Annotated in this window: 22 protein-coding genes; 8 read left to right on the forward strand and 14 right to left on the reverse strand. The window is 66.4% G+C overall.

The genetic code is table 11. The features are described from left to right. Positions 1-321, forward strand: a 321-nt coding sequence (locus tag BM419_RS30005; protein WP_139257166.1) for an integrase core domain-containing protein, incomplete at its 5' end; no start/stop codon positions are given. 370 nt (positions 322-691) lie between these two features. Here the strand turns inward: BM419_RS30005 and BM419_RS30010 are convergent. The 10 genes from BM419_RS30010 to BM419_RS30055 all read right to left on the reverse strand — a co-directional run bounded on the left by BM419_RS30010 (position 692) and on the right by BM419_RS30055 (position 7549). Then, complete coding sequence (locus BM419_RS30010; RefSeq protein ID WP_244540924.1) at positions 692-1219, reverse strand: cytochrome P460 family protein; 528 nt, start codon at positions 1217-1219, stop codon at positions 692-694. 107 nt (positions 1220-1326) lie between these two features. Beyond that, entirely contained in the window at positions 1327-1755 is a 429-nt protein-coding gene (locus BM419_RS30015) for a DUF302 domain-containing protein (protein WP_091928592.1), read from the reverse strand. After that, positions 1752-2090, reverse strand: coding sequence for an SH3-like domain-containing protein (locus BM419_RS30020; RefSeq protein ID WP_091928593.1), 339 nt, complete (start codon positions 2088-2090; stop codon positions 1752-1754). Before BM419_RS30020 ends, BM419_RS30015 begins: the two co-directional genes overlap by 4 nt. Then, entirely contained in the window at positions 2087-2752 is a 666-nt protein-coding gene (gene nthA, locus BM419_RS30025) for a nitrile hydratase subunit alpha (RefSeq protein WP_091928594.1), read from the reverse strand. Before nthA ends, BM419_RS30020 begins: the two co-directional genes overlap by 4 nt. Further along, positions 2749-3087: an SH3-like domain-containing protein gene (locus BM419_RS30030; protein ID WP_056531333.1), complete on the reverse strand. Its 339-nt coding sequence runs from the start codon at positions 3085-3087 to the stop codon at positions 2749-2751. The genes nthA and BM419_RS30030 overlap by 4 nt, the downstream gene beginning before the upstream one ends. Then, a complete protein-coding gene (locus BM419_RS30035; protein ID WP_091928595.1) occupies positions 3084-4070 on the reverse strand; it encodes an MBL fold metallo-hydrolase in 987 nt (328 codons plus the stop codon). The genes BM419_RS30030 and BM419_RS30035 overlap by 4 nt, the downstream gene beginning before the upstream one ends. Then, a complete protein-coding gene (locus BM419_RS30040) occupies positions 4067-4726 on the reverse strand; it encodes a pyridoxamine 5'-phosphate oxidase family protein (RefSeq protein WP_082558024.1) in 660 nt (219 codons plus the stop codon). The genes BM419_RS30035 and BM419_RS30040 overlap by 4 nt, the downstream gene beginning before the upstream one ends. Positions 4727-4808: 82 nt before the next feature. Then, positions 4809-5777 (reverse strand): MBL fold metallo-hydrolase, encoded by a 969-nt coding sequence (locus BM419_RS30045; RefSeq protein WP_091928596.1) that lies wholly within the window; start codon positions 5775-5777, stop codon positions 4809-4811. A 30-nt stretch (positions 5778-5807) separates the two neighbouring features. Beyond that, entirely contained in the window at positions 5808-6632 is an 825-nt protein-coding gene (locus tag BM419_RS30050; RefSeq protein WP_091928597.1) for an alpha/beta fold hydrolase, read from the reverse strand. A gap of 29 nt (positions 6633-6661) precedes the next feature. Beyond that, the gene (locus tag BM419_RS30055) at positions 6662-7549 is read right to left on the reverse strand and encodes an alpha/beta fold hydrolase (protein WP_091928598.1); all 888 of its coding nucleotides are present in this window, start codon (positions 7547-7549) and stop codon (positions 6662-6664) included. Between the two features lie 100 nt (positions 7550-7649). Between BM419_RS30055 and BM419_RS30060 the strand changes: the two genes are divergently transcribed. After that, positions 7650-8672 carry a LysR family transcriptional regulator gene (locus BM419_RS30060; RefSeq protein WP_175556419.1) on the forward strand — a complete coding sequence of 341 codons (1023 nt, stop codon included), beginning with the start codon at positions 7650-7652 and terminating at the stop codon, positions 8670-8672. A gap of 36 nt (positions 8673-8708) precedes the next feature. On the opposite strand, the gene BM419_RS30065 is transcribed toward BM419_RS30060, so the two are convergent. Together BM419_RS30065 and BM419_RS30070 are read right to left on the reverse strand one after the other, a co-directional pair. Continuing rightward, positions 8709-10211, reverse strand: coding sequence for an aldehyde dehydrogenase family protein (locus tag BM419_RS30065; RefSeq protein ID WP_091928609.1), 1503 nt, complete (start codon positions 10209-10211; stop codon positions 8709-8711). Positions 10212-10425: 214 nt separating this feature from the next. Then, positions 10426-11085 (reverse strand): TetR/AcrR family transcriptional regulator, encoded by a 660-nt coding sequence (locus BM419_RS30070; protein WP_091928599.1) that lies wholly within the window; start codon positions 11083-11085, stop codon positions 10426-10428. A 135-nt stretch (positions 11086-11220) separates the two neighbouring features. On the opposite strand from BM419_RS30070, the gene BM419_RS30075 reads away from it, so the two are divergent. The 4 genes from BM419_RS30075 (at position 11221) to BM419_RS30090 (ending at position 14686) form a co-directional block, all read left to right on the forward strand. Then, complete coding sequence (locus BM419_RS30075; protein ID WP_091928610.1) at positions 11221-12189, forward strand: SDR family NAD(P)-dependent oxidoreductase; 969 nt, start codon at positions 11221-11223, stop codon at positions 12187-12189. An 827-nt stretch (positions 12190-13016) separates the two neighbouring features. Further along, on the forward strand, positions 13017-13619 hold the full coding sequence (locus BM419_RS30080) for a TetR/AcrR family transcriptional regulator (RefSeq protein ID WP_091928600.1): 603 nt from the start codon (positions 13017-13019) through the stop codon (positions 13617-13619). 84 nt (positions 13620-13703) lie between these two features. After that, a complete protein-coding gene (locus tag BM419_RS30085) occupies positions 13704-13952 on the forward strand; it encodes a hypothetical protein (protein WP_091928601.1) in 249 nt (82 codons plus the stop codon). Positions 13953-14002: 50 nt separating this feature from the next. Further along, positions 14003-14686 (forward strand): type 1 glutamine amidotransferase domain-containing protein, encoded by a 684-nt coding sequence (locus BM419_RS30090; RefSeq protein WP_091928602.1) that lies wholly within the window; start codon positions 14003-14005, stop codon positions 14684-14686. A gap of 34 nt (positions 14687-14720) precedes the next feature. On the opposite strand, the gene BM419_RS30095 is transcribed toward BM419_RS30090, so the two are convergent. After that, positions 14721-15581 (reverse strand): helix-turn-helix transcriptional regulator, encoded by an 861-nt coding sequence (locus BM419_RS30095; RefSeq protein ID WP_091928603.1) that lies wholly within the window; start codon positions 15579-15581, stop codon positions 14721-14723. Positions 15582-15750: 169 nt separating this feature from the next. Between BM419_RS30095 and BM419_RS30100 the strand changes: the two genes are divergently transcribed. After that, positions 15751-16656 (forward strand): DMT family transporter, encoded by a 906-nt coding sequence (locus BM419_RS30100; protein ID WP_091928604.1) that lies wholly within the window; start codon positions 15751-15753, stop codon positions 16654-16656. A gap of 124 nt (positions 16657-16780) precedes the next feature. Here the strand turns inward: BM419_RS30100 and BM419_RS30105 are convergent, their stop codons facing one another. Continuing rightward, entirely contained in the window at positions 16781-17356 is a 576-nt protein-coding gene (locus tag BM419_RS30105) for a TetR/AcrR family transcriptional regulator (protein ID WP_091928605.1), read from the reverse strand. Between the two features lie 109 nt (positions 17357-17465). On the opposite strand from BM419_RS30105, the gene BM419_RS30110 reads away from it, so the two are divergent. After that, the gene (locus BM419_RS30110; protein ID WP_091928606.1) at positions 17466-18164 is read left to right on the forward strand and encodes a glutathione S-transferase family protein; all 699 of its coding nucleotides are present in this window, start codon (positions 17466-17468) and stop codon (positions 18162-18164) included. Positions 18165-18587 lie beyond the last annotated feature (423 nt).

The following is an 18587-nucleotide window of genomic DNA, read 5'->3' on the forward strand; positions in this document are numbered from 1 at the left end:
ATCGCCAAGTCGGTCCAGTCCTGGATTGCGGCCGTTGGCGTAAGGACGGCCTACATCAGCCCTGGCTCGCCGTGGGAGAACGGATATGTCGAGAGCTTCAACGCACAGATACGCAACGAGCTGCTGAATGGCGAGATTTTTTACACGCTCAAGGAGGCGCAGATCATGATCGAGGGCTGGCGACGGCACTACAATACGGTTCGGCCGCATGGCGCATTGGGCTACCGGCCGCCCGCGCCAGAGGTGTTCGTGCCAGCTATAGCCGCTTGGCCGGCTGCACCGGCCAAGCTCGCCGTGGTCCAGCGACCGACACTGCACTAACTTTGACCTTGGACCACCTCGTGGGGGCCGATCAGTGGGTCATGAGTTTTCCTCTCCAAGGTAGGAGTCACTCGAACTTACCGCTGTCGGTCGCGCCTTCCGGGCTGGCGAAGTGCACGGCGTCGTTCAGGCTGTCGCCAAGCGCGGGGCATCGTCGGTTGCGTGGCTGCTGCCGGCCGGGTCCAGGGACGCCGAAGGGGCCTGCCGCGTATTACGAAGATGGGGCGTATCGACGTCGGTCGTCGCAACGGTGTTCAATCCTCGACTAACAAAAGCGACGAATGTGGATTGCAAGATTTTGTCGATTCTATCAGCGTCAGACGCAATATGCTGATAAACTGAATTTAAATTACTGGTCCAAATCCAGTTCTCAAGGCGCGTAGCGCGTAAAGACGAAATCATTGTCCGACGATACGCGAGCATGGCATGGCGCGCAGGTATTTATCAGGTCTTGGCTCCGGTTGGGCTTACCGCCTTCAAATTGCCCGTATCCCCATCCGCCCGTATCGGCGAATTTTTTAGAGTCCTTGACGCTGAATTGGACGTTCGTCGGGGAGCCGGGAACGAACGACTGCGCTTGGCCGAAAACCGCATCGTTTTCGGCGGACGACACATACTCCCAAGCCAATCGCGCGATGATGGCGCCATCGGGGAATGGGCGCGTCCCTTCCCGGTATGCCTTGACCGCGATGTCGTTTCCGAGAACGGCACGAATGTCGTTGAGCTTACCCGCTTCGTGCGCCACGCTGATCAGTTGCCAATCGCGGTATCCTGCAGGAAGTCTGATGCCGAAGATTGGAGAAGCGTCGTCATCAGCACTTCCAGCCGCCAATGGAAGAATGACGATGATGCATGCGCCCATGATGTATGCACCGAGGCGAAGAAATGCCGTTCCCATGGTGCCCTCCCCCTGGACCCTATGCTGAACCATTTCTCGATTGACGCCGCTCTGGCGGTTGACGTCCGATCCGCCTGGCGGAGTCGGAAGAGGCCGCCGCGCTCGACCTAAAGCGCTCCGCGTGGCTTCGCCGGGTCGGTTCCGGAAGCCTGAAGCACGCAGGCCTCCACCAGCCGCGAGAGAGCCTCCGCGGCACCCCTCGAATTGCCGTCGGTCAAGCCGTGACGCTCCGCCAGCCACAGGGGGTCGTCGTAACCGACCCAAGTCCGATCCGCCGGATCACACCACACGAGGGCGCGTAAAGGCAGGTCAACGCCGATGGTTTGGTTTGCCTGCATCAGAGGCGTTCCGCCTTCTGCCCTGCCGAACACCAGCAATTGCGTCGGCCGCAGATCGAGCCCCGCCTGGACCGCCGCGGCCGCATGATCCAGCCGAAGGAACACCGTCAGGCCGCGCTCCGCCACGGCGCCGACAAGGTTGTCCATTGTCTCGCCGGACCGGAACCGGCTCTCATGCTTGATGAAACCGGCCGTCATGGGCGAGGCTCCTTGTCCCAGCGAGCCGCCACCTCGTCCATTTTGGCCGCCAGTTCGCTCGGGGTCAGGATGCCCTTCGCGAACAAAATATTGGCGAACGCGGCGATCCACCGCTCGTAGTAGCTGAGCGCACCCACCATCTCGGCTCCGAGCGCCTCGACACCCCTGCGTTTCTCCTCGGTGTTGAGGATCTTGTGGAAGTCGAGCACGTCGGCGAGGGCGTGACACCGCTTCTCCCAAGGCTCAAGTTCGTGTTCGACTCGCTGGATGGGCCCTCCGTCCAGGCCGCCGATGTCGTTCGGCAGCCGCTTGAGCAGCATCTCGGTCTGCGTCATCGGTCCGCTCCAGCGCTTGGAAGCTCGACGGGGGCGACGCCGATCATCGTGTCGCGCGTGACGAGGGCAGCCAGTTCCTCCTCGCCCCAGCCGTCCGTTCCTGCCGGTCGCCGCGGCAGGACGAGGTAGCGGACCATCGCGGTCGAGTCGCTCACCCGGATCTCGACGTCGTCGGGGATGATGGTGCCGAACTCTGCCAGAACCGCACGCGGCTCGCTCACGGCACGGGACCGGTAAGGTTTCAGCTTGTACCAGTCGGGTGGAAGTCCGAGAACGGGCCGCGGATAGCACGAACACAGCGTGCAGACGATCAGGTTATGCACCCGGTCAGTGTTCTCCAGGGCGATAAGCCCGGTGTCGTCGTAGAAGCTGATGCCGAGCTCCTCGCAGGCGGCCCGGCCGTCGGCGAGGAGACGTTCCTTGAAGTCGGGATCAACCCACGCCCGTGCGACCACCCTGGCGCCGAGAGCGGGGGTGCGTGAGTCGAGGACTTCGATCTGTCTCCGGATCTCGTCCACGCCGACGAGGCGATGCTCGATCAGGAGTTCCCGCACCGCGGTCTCCATCGTCTCGTAGTAGCTGGGTCGTCCCACGTGGATGATCTCCGCATGGGGGTGATCATGCCCGTGATGATTATCGTGCGGGTCCGTCTGCGCGCTCATCCCCCCATCCTCTCAAGCCAGGTCTCGAACACTTCGATGTGCAGGCTGTCGCGCGACGAAGCCGCATAACTGGGCCAGAGCTGCGCCATCGCGAAGGCGACGCGGTAGTAGTGCAGCCTCGAACCGGCGTTGCGCCCGTACGCTTCCTCCTCGTTGTCGATGCCGGCCGGTTCGATGATCTTCTCGATCACACCTTCACGACCGCGCAGGTACAGCGGCACGCGATAGTGCCCGACCGGAGAGCGCTTCGCGATCCTGACACGCTCGCCAACTTTGAAGCTGGGCGTCTCACCCAAAGCCCATACGATGCTCTGGTCCCGCTCAGTAGCTGTCATCCCTGGCGTCCGCTCGGTCGGCAACTTCTGAAAGGTAGCGGTAGCCAGCACCGTCCCGCTCGGCGAAACGAAAGGTAGCGGTAGCCAGCACCGTCCCGCTCGGCGAAACCCACGCCGGGATAGGGCCAGTGATAGCCGAGAAGCATCGCGTGCTCGCTCGCCGCGCGGTCCAGCAGGCGTTCGCGGCTGGCGATGGCCTGCCCGTCGTCGGCGTCGAAGCCGAACGTCCACCTGGGATTTGGGAAGAACACGGATGGCGTCGTGACGACGTCGCCGGCAATTATCAGCCCGTCTCCTCCGGCCACCTCGAAGGAGAGGTGGCCCGGCGTGTGGCCCGGGGTCGCCATGGCGTGGATCCCGGAGATCACCTCGTCTCCGGGGCGCACCATCGTAACCCGGTCGCGTACGGCTGCGTACTGGCGACGGGCCCCGGTCGCGAACGGCCGCTGAGCGTCAGGCAGCTTCGTCCAGACGTCGTCGCGGTTCCAGAAGTCCCACTCGGTTGCGCCGGCATAGTAGGTGGCATTGGGGAAGCGCAGAGCACCGTCTGCCAGGACGGTCCCCCAGATGTGATCCGGGTGACCGTGGGTGAGGACCACCTTCGTGATGCTGCCGGCGTCGATGCCCGAGGCCGCGAGGTGCCGAGAGAGTTGGCCGAGACCCGGCTGGAACCCCACTCCGCCGGTATCGAACAGGATCAACTCCTCGCCGCTGCGGATTAGGGGGATGTTGGCCGCCGGTTCGTAGCTTTCGGAACGGAGACCGGCGATCTCCAATGCCGCGCTTCGGTCTGCTGCCGGCGCTTCAGGGGCCAGCAGTGTCGTGGGCAGTACCAGATGCCCATCGCTGAGGACCGTGACTTCGTAGGAGCCATGCCTGAACCGATAAGGCGCTCGCCTCATCACGTCCGAGTGGGCGCGCTGCGCGGGAGTAGCTGCGGGGTGCACGGACGAGCCGTCCGTAGTGTCTTCCTGCCCACTCATGCCGCGGTATCTGATCCCGGGGCACGAACGTGGCTGGCGCTTGCTCCGGGCGATCCAGGCTGCCTTGTTCGACCCTGCGCCTCGGCACAGATCCGGTCGCGAAGCTCCGGGTCGTCGGCAATCTCAGCGCTGGTAAAGCGCGGCGTGATGTGTTGCGGGCAGTTCCAATCGAACGCCTCGACCCTGATCAGAAATGCACGTTCGATCACGGCCCGGTAGTCAGGCGGAGCGAGACGGTCGACCTGTTCGGAAGCGTCGCGCCTCTCGACGCCCCGCATGCGGCCGAACAGTTTCAGGCGGCGCCGGCTTGGATAGTCCATCAGGAACAGCGAGACACGGTCGTCGACGGCGATGTTTCCGGTCGTCACGTACTGCCGATTGCCACGGTAGTCGGCGAACCCCAGGTCAGCCTCGCCGAGGACCCTCAGAAAGCCCGGCGGACCGCCGCGGAACTGCACGTAGGGCCAGCCGGTCTGCGAGACGGTCGCGATGTAGAAGCCGTCGCGTGCCGCGATGAACGCGCGCTCGCCGGGACCGAGCCGCGCGCCAGGCTCATCGAGCGCGTCGTACCGCGCGTAGAGATCACGGCTTCCCTGCGCCTCTTGAACCGCCCTCACCGACGGCGTGAAGGCGATATCCGAGTACCTGCGGCCCATACTGCCTCCTCCCCGTGAAATCGTCCTCGCTCGGATCCTCCGGCGCTGTCGCCGACTCGGATTTTATTTTGGCCGTACTCGCTCAGACACCTTCGTGAACCAGGCGGGTGAACAGCGATGGCGTGATGACGAACTGGCCCCAGACTTCGTCGAAGGCTGCCGTAGGTCTCGCCGCCACGATTTCTTCCAGTGATCTTCCCTGTGCCTTCAGCGCGGCGACCTTGTCCCGCACCGTGACGAGCATCTCGTGGAACCGCTGCAGCCCCACGCGGTCGCTGACTGGAAAGCCATGGCCGGGGATGACGATGGTGCTTTCGGTCGCCTGGGCAAGATTGGCTTCCGCAGCACGGATGCTCCCGTCGATGCTGCCGCCGGTCGAATAGTCGATGAAGGGGTAAACGCCGTTCCAGTACGTGTCGGCGACATGCAGGACGTCGGGCTCCTCGAAGTGAACCGAGATGTCGCTGTCCGTGTGGGCGGGCCCATAGTAGCGCAATGCCAGCGTGGTACCGTCGAGGCTCAGGCAGTGATCTGTTGCGAACACCTCGGTCGGCAGTGCCGCTTCCGGAAGCGGCACGAAGTCGAAATCCCAGTCCTCGACGCGCTGCGTGGTCGAGAGGTGCCGGTGCGTGTTCTCATGGGCAATGATTGTCGGAGACAGCTCGTGCAGCCAAGCGTTCCCGTCGGCGTGATCGAAGTGCCAATGTGTGTTGATCAGATGCATGACCGGTTCGGGGCCGAGCGTCGCGAGCGCTGAGGCGACCTGCGGCCGTGACACGGCGATACCGGCATCGACGAGGACCTTGCCGGCGCGACCCACCCGGACTGCGATGTTGCCGCCAGACCCCTCCAAGACCGCGATGTTGCCGCGGAGATGGTGGACCTTGATGGTAGCCTTGGCCGCCTCGAATTTGATCGTCTCGACGATCCCGCGCGCTTTAGCGAAGGATTGCCTCGGGGAGAGCCACGTGCCGTTCGCCCCGAATGTCGTATCCGGCGTGCCACAGAGGCAGAGGCCGCTGTGGGAGAGCTGAAACTGAGATGACGGCATCACACGGCTCTCCTTCTGGCGGGCGGGCCGCTATGATGCCGACAGGAAGTCGCAAAGATCCGCGTTAACGCGGTCCTTGTGGGTGGTACACAATCCGTGTGGGGCGCCCTCGTAGACCAGAAGTTTCGCAGCCTTGATCATCTTCGAGGACCGTCGCGCCGAGGCGTCAATCGGCACGATCTGATCGTCGTCGCCATGAAGCACCAACGTCGGAACATCGAAGCGAGTGAGATCTTGCGTCAGGTCCGTTTCTGAGAACGCCCTGATGCAGAAGTACGAAGCGGGGAAGCCTGCCATCATGCTTTGAAGCCAGAACGCCTCGCGCACGCCCTCCGAAATGGCTGCACCGGGACGGTTGTAGCCGTAGAACGGCAGGCTCAGATCCTTCCAGAACCGCGACCGGTCAGCCTGCACGGCCGAGCGGAGAGCATCGAACGCCTCGATGGGCGTCCCGTCAGGATTGTCGACGCTCTTGAGCATCAGCGGTGGGATGGCGCCGATCAGAACGGCCTTCGCGACCCGATCCGTGCCGTGCCTGCCGATGTAGCGGGCGACTTCGCCCCCTCCCGTCGAGTGGCCGACATGCACGACCTGTCGAAGGTCGAGCGCCCGTACCAGCGCGGCGAGGTCGTCTGCATAGGTATCGAGGTCGTTGCCGGTCCAGGGCTGGCTGGAGCGGCCGTGCCCCCGCCTGTCATGCGCGATGCAGCGGTACCCCTGGCTGGCGAGGAAGAACATCTGATCCTCGAAGGCGTCGGCGCTGAGCGGCCAGCCGTGGCTGAAGACCACGGGTTGCCCCTCGCCCCAGTCCTTGAAGTAGATCTCGGTGCCGTCCTCAACCTTGATCGTGCCCATGCGCCGCCCCCTCGCGTGCCACTCGCACCTCAGCGGCCGCCGACCTTACGGTCGAGGAAGTCCTTGATGATTGGCGCCATGACGTCGAGCTTGTCTTCGAGGGCGAAGTGCCCGGTGTCGAGCAGATGCAGCTCAGCTTCGGGCAGGTCCCTCAGGTACGGATGCGCGCCATCGGCCGGGAAGATGGTGTCGTTCCGGCCCCAGACGATCAACGTCGGCGGCTTGCGCGCGCGGAAGAAGGCTTGGAATTGCGGGTAGAGCGGCACGTTGGTGCCGTAGTCGCGGAATAGGTCGAGCTGGATATCCCTGTTGCCCGGCCTGTCGAGCAGCACTTGGTCGTGCAGCCAGTTGTCCGGATCAATCCGGGAGATGTCGGCCACGCCGTCGACGTACTGAAACTTTGTCGTTTCCGGCGCGACGAGGAAGGCAAGAGCCTTGCGCCGCTCCGCGGTATCTTCGCGCCAGTAGGCCTTAATGGGATCCCAGAACTCCTTCAGGCCTTCCTCGTAGGCGTTGCCGTTCTGGACGACCAGCGCGCTGACACGTTCGGGATGCTTCAGGGCGAGCCGATATCCGACCGGAGCACCGTAATCCATCACGTACATCGCGTAACGGTCCGCCCCCAGTTGGGAGAGAAGCCCATCGACGAGGTCGGCGTAGTGCGCGAACGTGTATGCGAACGTCCGGTGATCGGGAGCATCGCTGCCGCCGAAGCCCGGATAGTCGGGTGCGATGACGCGGTAGCGGTCCGCGAGGAGCGGGATCAGGTTGCGGAACATGTGCGACGAGGTCGGGAAGCCGTGCAACAGCAACACGACCGGTGCGCCTGCCGGGCCCGCTTCCCGGTAGAAGACGTTCACGTCCTCGACCTTGGCGGTGCGGTAATGGGTGACCGGAATGCTGGCGGGATCAGTCACGTAGCCCCCTTCGCATCGAACCACTCAATCGAGGTTAGCGTATTGTGATCGACCGCAGAATGCCTAAGCTGCGGAATCCTTGATTTCGCGGGGCGGAACAATGATCGACCGTCTCGATGCGATGCGGGTGTTCGTCACCGCCCTCGACGAAGGCAGCCTCGCATCCGCCGGCCGACGCCTCCATCGCTCGCCCGCCGCCGTGACGCGGGCCATCGCCGCCCTTGAGAGCCATGTCGGAGTTCAGCTCCTGCACCGGACGACACGACGGCTGCAATTGACCGAGGCCGGCGAGCAGTACGCCGCCGTCTGCCGCAGGGTGCTGACGGACCTGGATGATGCGGACCTCGCTGTCGCTGGAAACCGGGCTGCCCCGCATGGCGTGCTGACCGTCACCGCCCCCGTGATGTTCGGGACGCGGGTCCTGCGCCCGGTCGTGGGTGAGTTCCTGAAGACATATCCCGCGATGCAGGTCCGCTACCTGCTGCTCAATCGGATGACGAGCCTTCTCGATGAGGGCATCGACGTCGCACTCCGGATCGCCCCGCTGCAGGATTCCAACTTGATAGCGGTACGTATCGGCGAAGTGCGCCGCGTTCTGTGTGCATCGCCCGACTACCTGGCTAGCCGGCCGCCGATCAGGTCCCTGTCCGATCTGGCGCAGCACGACTTCATCGGCATCGAGCCCACGAGCCCGGAGGATATATGGAGCTTCCCGCCCTTGGATGGAGGCAGGGTTCCCCGCACGGTCCGGGTCAAGCCGCGCCTGATGGTCAACACCGACGAGGCCGCCGTCAGCGCGGCGGTCGACGGCGAAGGCATCGCCCGGATCTTCTCCTACAAGATCCAGCAGGAAGTCTTCGGCGGCAGCTTGGTCGTCCTGCTTCCCGAGGACGAGCCGCCTCCCGTGCCCGTACATCTGGTCACGCTACCTGATCGGCTGTCGCTCGCTAAAGTGCGGACCTTCATGGACTTCGCCGCCGTTCGCCTCAGGGCCGACTTCGACCGCACCCCGCCGCAACCCGAGTTCGGACGTTCCTCCCGGGAACGGCTCGACGCCGAGGTCTCGCGCCAGCGATTGACGCCGAACCGGAATGGCGCCGGCCGGCCATCAGGAAGTCCGTGACCGGTCGATGCGTGGATCTCGCGGCGTGCCGCCCCTTCACCGCCTCAATCGCGGGTCGTCCTGCGTGACGCGGCTGCGCAGCGTGAAAACGCCGCTTCCAGACAGGATGGCACTCCGGGCGAGGAGACGGCCGCTCTGCCAGTTGGACAGCCCGAGTTCGGGCTGGTTCAGGGCGTATTGCCCGTCGACCCATCGGGTGAACCCGTCGCCCACGAAGGGCGCGTTCACCGTGTCGTAGAAGCGTCGATGCGCCTCCGGGTCCTGACTGATCAACGACGCGGCGAAACGCGGGCTGAGGCGATTGAACAGCGCTACCGCGTGATCGAGATCATCCACGATCTTCAGGCTGACCTCGGGCGTGTCTTCCCATTCCCACTCGCTGCCGAGATCATCCTCGGATTGGATCTCCGTCAGCGGTTCGGTGCGTTCGCCTTCGGCGCGCCGGACCCGGACGGCGGCGCTGCGCCAGGCGTCCGGCAGGACGGTTTCGTCGCCTGCCACCACATGAAGTTTGCAACCGAAGCCGCGTGCCTGGCCGGCGAACTCAAGTGCCGCCAGGAAGCGCGGTACGAGATCCGCCACCCGGGCGCGATGGATGCAGCACACGTTCAGCGTGTTGCAGACCTTTCGGTCTAACGAAGCTTCGACGGCCGCGGAGAAGCGCTCCGCATCCGCATCGCGGTCGGCTACCATCCAAGCGCCCCCGGTTCCGTGAAGGCTGACCGCCGTGCCAACCTGCCGGGCGACGCTTCCGAGCTGGGCTACCGCCCGACCCGAGCCTCGCGCCACCGCCAGCGAGAGCCGGCGGTCGGCGAAGAGGGCCCAGCCTGTCGAGCGTTCCGGGCTCTCGACGAGCGAGATGGCTCCGGGCGGGAGGCCGGCCTCATCGAGGGCGGGCACGAGGGCATGCCGCATGATGGCCTGTGCGGTGCCAAGCGCGTCGCTGCCGATGCGGAAGACGGCTGTGTTGCCGCTGCGCAGGACGCCCGCTGCATCGGCGAGCACGTTCGGGCGTCCCTCGAAGACGAAGCCGACCACCCCGAGCGGTGCCGCCACCTGCTCGATGGCCCAGCCGGGATGGACGATGCGTTCGATGACGCGACCGCGCAGGGTTTCGCTGTCACGCCAAGCCCGAAGGCCGGCGATCATATCCTGCCGCATCCGGTCGGTGGCGACGAGGCGGGTCGTCGAGCGGCCACTGCGCTGGGCACGCTCGACATCCTGCCGGTTCGCCTCGGCGATAGCATTCCAAGCCAAAGGGTCATCGAGAAGCGCGGCGAAGCGGTCGAAGAACCGCTCAATCGCCTGATCCGGTACGGCCGACATCGCCATGAAGGCGGCATGCGCACGGTCCACCGCGGCGGCCGCCACTGCGATCTGAGCAGCGGGGATATGCAGGAGGTCTCCGGTCTCCTGCAGGACCAGCAGATGGTCACCGGGCTGGAAGTCCTCCGCGAGCTCCGGCGTGACCACGGTCACGCGGTCCCCGCCGAAAGGCACAGGCGTTCCCGATACGAGGCGCTCGATGGTGGTCGTCATGGGAGCGGGCATAGGGCGAACTCGGTGTGGAAACCAAGCCGTGCCGTCGTGGAAAGCAACCTCCCAATCGAGCGGTGCGCCGACGCTCGACGCGCCGGGGGCCTCTCGTCCGATCCGAGGGGATCCGGCCGGCGGGTTGAGCACGGCGCCGGCCTCACCCTGCCCGGAAGGCGGTGACCCAACTGCAGCAAACGTCTCGCCGAGACCAGCGCGCTCATGGCTTTGAACGGCGAGATTGCTGACGGGACGCGCCTTTGGCGCGAGCCGCAATCGAGCGTCCCGCTTCGTCGCGACCGGACTGTTCGAGACCCGTGATCAGGATATCGACGAGACGCATGGCCGACTGCCTCCGGTCCGGGCCGGAGCTGATGTTGGCTACGCTGGCCACCGCTCGCAGCAGGTCGAGCGGCTCCATGCCGAGTTGGATCTCGCCGGCGGCGACCGCGCGGTCGCACAACATGGCCATGGACTGCTTAATCTGGGCGCCGGACGCGGCATATAGGCCGGCCGGTCCGTCCGTCATCGCATTGAGTGCCTCCGACATGCCTTGCTTGGTCGCCATGTAGTCGACGAACACCAGCATCCATTCCCGTAAAGCATCAGTTGGGGAACGGGTGGCTGTGAGCCGCTCCGCGGCTTCGGCGAGATGGGCCGTCTCATTCCTGTAGACCGCCTCGATCAGGGCGTCGCGGGTCGGGAAATGGCGATAGAGCGTGCCGACACCCACGCCTGCCGCGCGCGCGATCTCCTCTAGGCCTGCGGCCGCGCCCTTCTCGGCGAAGATCGCCTTGGCCTTTTCGAGTAGCCGGGCGCGATTGCGCTGGGCGTCGGCACGCGGCCTGCGGGATGTCGGACGAGGCTCCTCTTCGTCCACGGGCGGCCCCCTCTTGCTAAACGGAGGATCCCTCCGTATTTAAACGGAGGCAAACTCCTCTTATCAACTCGGAGGCCGGCGAACAATGGCTTCGCGGGCGACGGGCGAGGTGTGTCCACTGACATGGAGAGCAACATGGCCGCATCATTCGGGGCGACCTCGACCACCGACGAGGTGCTCGCGGGCGTCGAACTCAACGGAAAGCGCGTGCTCGTCACCGGCGTGTCGGCTGGGCTTGGCGCGGAGACGGCCCGCGCCCTCGCCGCGCACGGGGCGCAGGTCGTTGGGACGGCGCGGGATCTCGCCAAGGCCGAGAAGGCGACTGCCGTGGTCCGCGATCAGGCGGCGCATGGTGGAAGCCTCGAACTGGTCGCGCTCGACCTCGCCTCGCTGGCGAGCGTCCGTGCCTGCGCCGACGCGCTGCTGGTGGACGGCAGGCCATTCGACGTCGTCATTGCCAACGCCGGCGTCATGGCCACGCCACTGGGTCGCACGGCCGACGGCTTCGAGACGCAGTTCGGCACGAACCACCTCGGCCACTTCGTCCTCGTGAACCGGATAGCGTCCTTGATCCGGGACGGTGGCCGGCTGGTCATGGTCGCCTCGGCCGGTCATCGCTACGCGGAACCGGATCTAGACGACCCGGGCTTCGCGCGTACGCCCTACGACCCGATGGTCGCGTACGGGCGCTCGAAGACGGCCAACATCCAGTTCGCGTTGGAGTTCGACCGGCGACACAGGACGCGCGGCGTGCGGGCGACGGCCCTGCACCCCGGCGGCATCCAGACCGAGCTCGGCCGGCATGTGGGCCAGGGCGCTATGGCCGAGAGGGTCGAGCGGATCAACGCCGACCTCGCTGCGGCCGGCAAGCCGGCTTTTGCTTGGAAGACCATCCCCCAGGGGGCTGCCACGTCGGTTTGGGCGGCCTTCGTGGCGCGGGCAGAGGCAGTCGGCGGCCGCTATTGCGAGAACTGCCACGTGTCCGAGATCACCGACGGGTTGATCACTCCGGTGAGCGAGGGCGTGCGCTCCTACGCGCTGGATCCCGAACGCGCGCGGGCGCTCTGGTCGAAAAGCGAAGACTTGGTCGGCGAGCGTTTCTGACATCGCATCCAGGCGGCTTCGGGCCAGACGCTGAAGGCGAACATAGCATGTCTGCCTTTGGAATCTGGCGTCTCGAAGCGGGCAGGCTGAAATCCACCCATCTGAGACGTTCAGGCAGGCGCTTCGTGATGGCAGATGCTGGCCGAGATCGGAACGACCGCTTCCAGCATTAGAAACGAGGAAGCAGACCTTTGTTGCGGCCCAGGGCCTCGTCTCAGTGTGCCTCGTTTCGGACCATCCACCCTGCAGATTCCATTGTTCGCTTGGATGGCGAAATCCGCTTGGAGGGTGAAGTGGCTTTGAATGCGGTGGCCATGACATCAGCATGTCATGGCACATCAAGGCTCATCGTGGATGTGAGCGCCGGGGCGGCGGGCGGCGCGATCTCTCGGCAACCAGCAATCCTGGGCTTTGCCGGCTGATCGTGAAGGGGCGCCGACGCCTGCCTGCGGATGACCGTCATTTACGGTTGCCCGCCAAGCGGCTGTCCATCGGCAGGAGCGTCATCGGGCGGTGGCGGGGGCAGAAGCGGGGGCGGCAACCGGCCGGGGCTCGGCGGGGTGGGAATGCCGAGATCCTCCGTCGGCTCCGGTGCCTCGTCGGTCCTGTCCTTTTCGTCGCCCATGATGTCCTCCCGTGCATCTCTTCAATGCACGAGGCGGGCCCGAGGGGCCGACGGCTCCATCAGATCGGACAGCCGGCGTGCGGAGCCCTGGCGGCACTCGCTCTCTGATCAAGCTCGCTTCGGAAGGGGGACAGGACGACGGCCTCGAAATATTTGTCGACCGCCACTAGACGACCGGTCTAATCTTGCCTATCTCAGGGTCATGGCACAGGTCAGCGGCAACACCGACACCCGGCAAGGCATCCTCGACACCGCCCACCGCATCGTGGGCGCCAAGGGGTTCTCGGGCGTCGGCCTCAACGAGATCCTGGCCGCGGCCGGGGTCCCGAAGGGCTCGTTCTACCACTACTTCGGATCGAAGGAGGCCTTCGGCGAGGCGCTCCTGGCCGACTACTTCGAGGAGTACCTCGCCGACATCGACGCCACCCTCGCCGAGACCGGTCTAAGCCACGCCGAGCGCTTGATGAACTACTGGCACAAGTGGCAGGCGACGCAGGGGAGCATCGACTACCAGCGAAAGTGCCTCGCGGTGAAGCTCGCCGCGGAAGTCTCGGACCTGTCCGAGCCGATGCGGCTGGCGCTCAAGGCCGGCACGGCCGGGATCATCGCCCGCGTGGCCGGCACCATCCAGGCGGGCGTTGCCGAGGGCTCGCTGACCGTGGAGGGTGAGCCGCACGACACGGCCGAGATCCTCTACCACCTGTGGCTCGGTGCCAGCCTGATGGCGAAAATCGAGCGCACCGACGCACCGTTCGACGCCGCGATGCGGACGACGCGGCGCATCCTGAACCCGCACCGAGCCTGACCGGGCGAGTCCAGGGCGAACCCGTCATGATCGTTCGCAGATTGTAGACGACCAGTCTACTTACTATCGAAACAGGAGAAGACCATGACCCCGCGGACCGCACACCCCGTCGCTCCCTACCTGCTCCTCGCCGAGCTCGGGGCCGCCCTGATCGGCGGCACCGCCGCCTCCGCCGAGGAGCGCATCACCCTGGAGATCATCGGTGCGGTCCGCATGACCGGCCCGGCGATGGTCCGCCCCGCGGACGCGACGCCAGTCAGGGCCGAGGACACCCAGGCGCGCGAGGCGGGCGCGGAGCGTTCCCCCGACAGGATGGCGGCCCGGCACAACTGACGCTCCCGAACCCTTCGAACGACAACCCCAACCCCCACCGGAGAACGACGATGAAGATCCTGATGGTGCTGACCTCCCACGACCAGCTCGGCGACACCGGCCGCAAGACCGGATTCTGGCTGGAGGAGCTCGCTGCGCCCTACTACGTGTTCAAGGACGCCGGCGCCGAGGTGGTCCTGGCCTCGCCCAAGGGCGGCAAGCCGCCACTCGACCCGAAGAGCAACGAGCCGGGCTTCCAGACCGACCTGACCCGCCGCTTCGAGGCGGACGCCGGGGCCAACGCGGTCCTCGCGGACACGGCCCGGCTCGACAGCGTCAGCCACGAAGGGTTCGACGCGGTGTTCTATCCCGGCGGACACGGCCCGCTCTGGGACCTCGCCGAGGACGCCGCCTCGATCAGGCTGATCGAGACCACGCTCCAGGCCGGCAAGCCGGTCGCCCTCGTCTGCCACGCCCCCGGCGTGCTGCGCCATGCCAAGGCGGCCGACGGCAAGCCGCTGGTCGAGGGCAAGGACGTCACAGGCTTCACCAACACCGAGGAGGAGGCGGTGGGCCTGACCGAGGTGGTCCCGTTCCTCGTCGAGGACGAGCTCAAGCGGAACGGCGGGCGGTTCTCGAAGGCCGGCGACTGGGAGCCCTACGTCGTGGCGCACGGCCTGCTGATCACCGGACAGAACCCGGCCTCGTCCGGCCCGGCGGCCGAGCGCCTCCTGGCACATCTCCGCAAGGGCTGACCGGCTGCACCGACCGGAATCGGCGCTGTCCCGCCTACGACCAGCGCCGCCATTCCCCGGGTGTTCGGTCGGTGGCCGCCTTGAAGGCCCGGTTGAAGTGGCTCTGCGAGCCGTAACCGCAAGCCAGGGCCACCTCGCCGAGGGGCTGCCCGGCCCGGAGCAGCGACTTGGCCCGCGCGATGCGCCGCGCCGCGAGGTAGCGGTGCGGCGGCAGGCCGAAGCTGATCCGGAACATTTTGGCGAAGTGGAAGGTGCTGAGCCGCGCCTCGGCCGCGAGCCGATCGAGGGTCAGCGCCTCGTCCAGGTGCGCCTCGACCATCTCCATGACCCGGCACCGCGCCGCCGGGGACAGGCCGGCGCGGACCTCGCCTGGCTCCTTGTCGATGTGCCGGCGCAGGACGCCGTGCAGCAGGAGGTGGCAGGCGGCGTCGAGCGCCGAGCGGTCGCCCGGCTCGGCCCAGTCGAGCGGCATCACCGCGCCGCGCACGACCGCCGCCAGGGCCGGGTCATCGCAGAAGGTGGCGTCGTGCAATCGGATGCGGCGCGGGTCGACGTCGAAGGCGGTCACGGCCCGGTGGGCGAACTCCTCCGGGTCCACGTAGAGGTGGAACATCCGCAAGGGGCCGCCGATCCGCCAACGGCTCTCGTGCCCGGCCGGCAGCAGGCAGAGCTTGTCGGGGGCGCCGCCGCGCAGGTCGCGGTCCTCCCGCACGACCCCTTCGCCGCCGGCGAGGTAGACGCTGACCGTGTGGTGGCCGGGGCCGTCGTAGCGGGCGTAGTTGTCGCGGTTGCTCCACTCGGCGACCGAGAGGCCGCGCCCCACCGTTCCGGCCCGCGCGAGGTGCGCGCCGGTGCGGGCGAGGACGTGGGCGATCTTGGGCGACGGCTCTTCCATATTGGATGACAACGGAACGACGCCCCATCCATGCGCCCCGGCCCCTGCCGGCGCAACGGCCCCGGGAGAAAACCCCAAGATCCGGCAACGACGCCACCGTCGCGGGAAAGCGCCGAGGGGCGTCCTCGGGTCATCTGCCGGTCGCCCCGAAACCCCGCAGGGACCGACCGTGACCGCCTTCCTCTACGCGCTGACCGTCCTCATCTGGGGGACGACGTGGATCGCCATCAAGAACGAGCTCGGCCACGTCCCGGTGGAGGCGTCCATCGTCTACCGCTTCGCGCTGGCCGGGGCGGTCCTGTTCGCGGCGCTCGTTCTCACGCGCCGCCTCCGTCCGATTCCGATCCGCCATCAGCCCTTCGTGCTGCTGCAGGCGCTCTGCCTGTTCTCGTGCAACTTCCTGTGCTTCTACACCGCCACGTCCTTCGTCCCGAGCGGGATCGTCTCAATGGTCTTCTCGGCCGCCGCGGTCTTCAACATCCTGAACGCCCGCGTCGTCCACGGCCGCCGGCCGGACTGGCGCGTCCTGTCCGGGGCGATGCTCGGCGTCCTCGGGATCGCCGCCCTGTCCTACGAGACGCTGGCGGGGGCGCGGTTCAGCGTCGACACCGGCTACGGCCTCGGCCTGGCGCTGCTCGGCACTTGGTTCTTCTCGGCCGGCAACCTCGTGTCGGCCCGCAACCAGCGCCACGGCCTCCAGGTCGCCTCGGCGAACGCCTGGGCCATGCTGTACGGGGCGGCCATCGTGGCGCTCGTGGCCGTGGCGCAGGGGGCCGCCTTCACGTTCGACGCTTCCCCGGTCTACGTCGGGTCGCTCCTGTACTTGGCCATCCCAGGGTCGGTCATCGGCTTCACGGCCTACCTGACCATCGTCCACCGCCTCGGACCCGAGCGGGCGGCCTACATGACCGTGATGTTCCCGGTCGTCGCCCTGACGGTCTCGGTCTTCGCGGAGGGCTACCGCATCACCCCGGTGGCGGGCGTCGGGCTCGCCCTCGTGCTGGCCGGCAACCTGCTGGTCTTCGGCCACCTGCCCCGCGGCGTCCGCCCCGGGACGCTCACCGCGAAGGCCTAGGGAAAGACCGGTGCGGGAAACCGCCGGTGTGCTTCCGGTTGGGATATGCGCCGAACCGGTCGTCCGGCGTGGATCGGATGCGGCGGAGGCGCCCGGACCCGCAAGCTCCGGATGGAGAACTTCCCTAGGTCGGGAGCAAGCCCATTCGGCGGTAGCTCTCGATCAACTCGTCGAACAGTTTCACGTTCGACCGGCTGCGGGCGATGATCTGAGCCCCGGCGACGGCGGCATAGATGGCGCGGGCCCTCGCCTCAGCCTCGGCCGGCGAGGCGAGTTCGGCAGCGACCAAGTGCTCGCGCAGCCAAGCGGTGTTCACGTCGGCGAATGCTTGCACCTCCTTCAGTACCGGCTCGGGCAACTCGTCACGTTCCGTCGCCATGAAGCTGCTCAGGCACATGCGGTTGTCCCGCTCCAGGGATAGCCGGAAGATGCTCGGGTATCGCTGCAACGCCTCGGCCGGGCTTCGGGCATTCGTCGAGATGGCTTCGAGATCGCGGGCGATGTCTTCCCAGTAGCGCCGGGCGACCGCCTCGCCGAGTTGGGCCTTGGTGGCGAAGTGGTAGGTGATGCTGGCCGCCTTGACGCCGACGGTCTCCGCGAGGTCGCGGAAGTTGAGGCCGCCGTAGCCGTAGGCCATCGCCGCTTCCCTGGCGGCCACGAGGATGGCCTCCCTCACGTTCCCCTTCGATGTCGCCGCCATGTCCAACCTCCGTCTGTCATATGGCAGACAGGGGTTGACGGCGCAATATCCTCGACATAGCTTGTCACCTGTCATATGACAGACAGGCAGCTAGGAAGGCGACACGACGATGTCCGACAAGCTCAAGCTCTTCACCTCCCCTTCGGCGTTCCCGAACCCGCAGCGCCTGCGGATCTTCATGCACGAGAAGGGCATCGCCGACCGCTTCGACGAGACGGTCTACGACATGTCGCCCGTGGGCGAGCAGCGGGGTTGGCGGCACCTGAAGATGAACCCCTGGGGCGAGACGCCGACCCTCGCGCTCGCGGATGGTTCATACCTGAGCGAGACCTCCGCCATCGCTCGCTATCTCGACGACACGTACGAGGGCCGCAAGATCATGGGGGCGACGGCGCATGAGCGCGGTCTCGACCAGATGTGGGACAACCGGGTGTGGGTGCACATCCTCTACCCCATCGTCACCGCCTTCCACGTCCTGCACCAGGGATTGGGCCCGAAGCTCGAACTGACCAGCAACCCGGCCTGGGGCGAGCATTCCCGCAAGGTGGCGCTGGCGCATGCCGGTCTCGTGGACCGGCATCTTGCGGACGGCCGCGCGTGGCTGCTGGGTGGCGAGCAGCCGACGTTCTCCGACATCACGTTGGCGACGGCGATTGCGTTCTCCAAGTTCCCCGTCAACGCCACCCCGCTCGACGAGCGCTTCGAGCATCTCGATGCCTTCTGGCGCCGCTGGCAGGCTCGACCGGCCTTCATCGCCGCGTATGCCGACCGGAGCAGCGGCGTGCCGGAGATCGACAATCGCGCGTGAGCGTTCCGCGGTCGGGCTGGCCACCGCCCGGCCGCACTGCCGCTTGGACCGACTTCGAGCGGCGCTCTGCGATGGCCGTTTCGGGGATGCGACGGCGAAGGTCCCTCCGACTGGCTTGGGTCCAGGCCGTGTTAAAACGCCGAGAATCGGCTTTGTGCTGGGGTGCCGCCCCAATTTTGCGAGAATAGGCGCTCCACCGTTTGGATCGACCCTTTGTGGTCGCGCATCCGTTTGAGTTGAAGGCGCTGCTGGACGGCTTTTCAGCCCCTCGGTGAACGATCAAAGGCCTTCACTCAGGCGGGGATCGCTGCCAAGAGCTTCCGGCTTCCCATGATGTTGAGAACCCGCGTCAGATTGTAGGCCAGGACCTGGAGTGCCATCTCGGTCGAGACGCGCGGCAAGGTCTTGGTCAAGAAGTGCGTC

This window comes from Methylobacterium sp. yr668, assembly GCF_900116245.1.
Classification (GTDB): domain Bacteria; phylum Pseudomonadota; class Alphaproteobacteria; order Rhizobiales; family Beijerinckiaceae; genus Methylobacterium.

Bases quoted from the DNA above. Each gene is read 5' to 3' on its own strand.
- BM419_RS30010 (WP_244540924.1), bottom strand. From the start codon at position 1,219: ATGGGAACGGCATTTCTTCGCCTCGGTGCATACATCATGGGCGCATGC.
- BM419_RS30015 (WP_091928592.1), bottom strand. From the start codon at position 1,755: ATGACGGCCGGTTTCATCAAGCATGAGAGCCGGTTCCGGTCCGGCGAG.
- BM419_RS30020 (WP_091928593.1), bottom strand. From the start codon at position 2,090: ATGACGCAGACCGAGATGCTGCTCAAGCGGCTGCCGAACGACATCGGC.
- nthA (WP_091928594.1), bottom strand. From the start codon at position 2,752: ATGAGCGCGCAGACGGACCCGCACGATAATCATCACGGGCATGATCAC.
- BM419_RS30030 (WP_056531333.1), bottom strand. From the start codon at position 3,087: ATGACAGCTACTGAGCGGGACCAGAGCATCGTATGGGCTTTGGGTGAG.
- BM419_RS30035 (WP_091928595.1), bottom strand. From the start codon at position 4,070: ATGAGTGGGCAGGAAGACACTACGGACGGCTCGTCCGTGCACCCCGCA.
- BM419_RS30040 (WP_082558024.1), bottom strand. From the start codon at position 4,726: ATGGGCCGCAGGTACTCGGATATCGCCTTCACGCCGTCGGTGAGGGCG.
- BM419_RS30045 (WP_091928596.1), bottom strand. From the start codon at position 5,777: ATGCCGTCATCTCAGTTTCAGCTCTCCCACAGCGGCCTCTGCCTCTGT.
- BM419_RS30050 (WP_091928597.1), bottom strand. From the start codon at position 6,632: ATGGGCACGATCAAGGTTGAGGACGGCACCGAGATCTACTTCAAGGAC.
- BM419_RS30060 (WP_175556419.1), top strand. From the start codon at position 7,650: ATGATCGACCGTCTCGATGCGATGCGGGTGTTCGTCACCGCCCTCGAC.
- BM419_RS30065 (WP_091928609.1), bottom strand. From the start codon at position 10,211: ATGACGACCACCATCGAGCGCCTCGTATCGGGAACGCCTGTGCCTTTC.
- BM419_RS30075 (WP_091928610.1), top strand. From the start codon at position 11,221: ATGGCCGCATCATTCGGGGCGACCTCGACCACCGACGAGGTGCTCGCG.
- BM419_RS30080 (WP_091928600.1), top strand. From the start codon at position 13,017: ATGGCACAGGTCAGCGGCAACACCGACACCCGGCAAGGCATCCTCGAC.
- BM419_RS30085 (WP_091928601.1), top strand. From the start codon at position 13,704: ATGACCCCGCGGACCGCACACCCCGTCGCTCCCTACCTGCTCCTCGCC.
- BM419_RS30090 (WP_091928602.1), top strand. From the start codon at position 14,003: ATGAAGATCCTGATGGTGCTGACCTCCCACGACCAGCTCGGCGACACC.
- BM419_RS30095 (WP_091928603.1), bottom strand. From the start codon at position 15,581: ATGGAAGAGCCGTCGCCCAAGATCGCCCACGTCCTCGCCCGCACCGGC.
- BM419_RS30105 (WP_091928605.1), bottom strand. From the start codon at position 17,356: ATGGCGGCGACATCGAAGGGGAACGTGAGGGAGGCCATCCTCGTGGCC.
- BM419_RS30110 (WP_091928606.1), top strand. From the start codon at position 17,466: ATGTCCGACAAGCTCAAGCTCTTCACCTCCCCTTCGGCGTTCCCGAAC.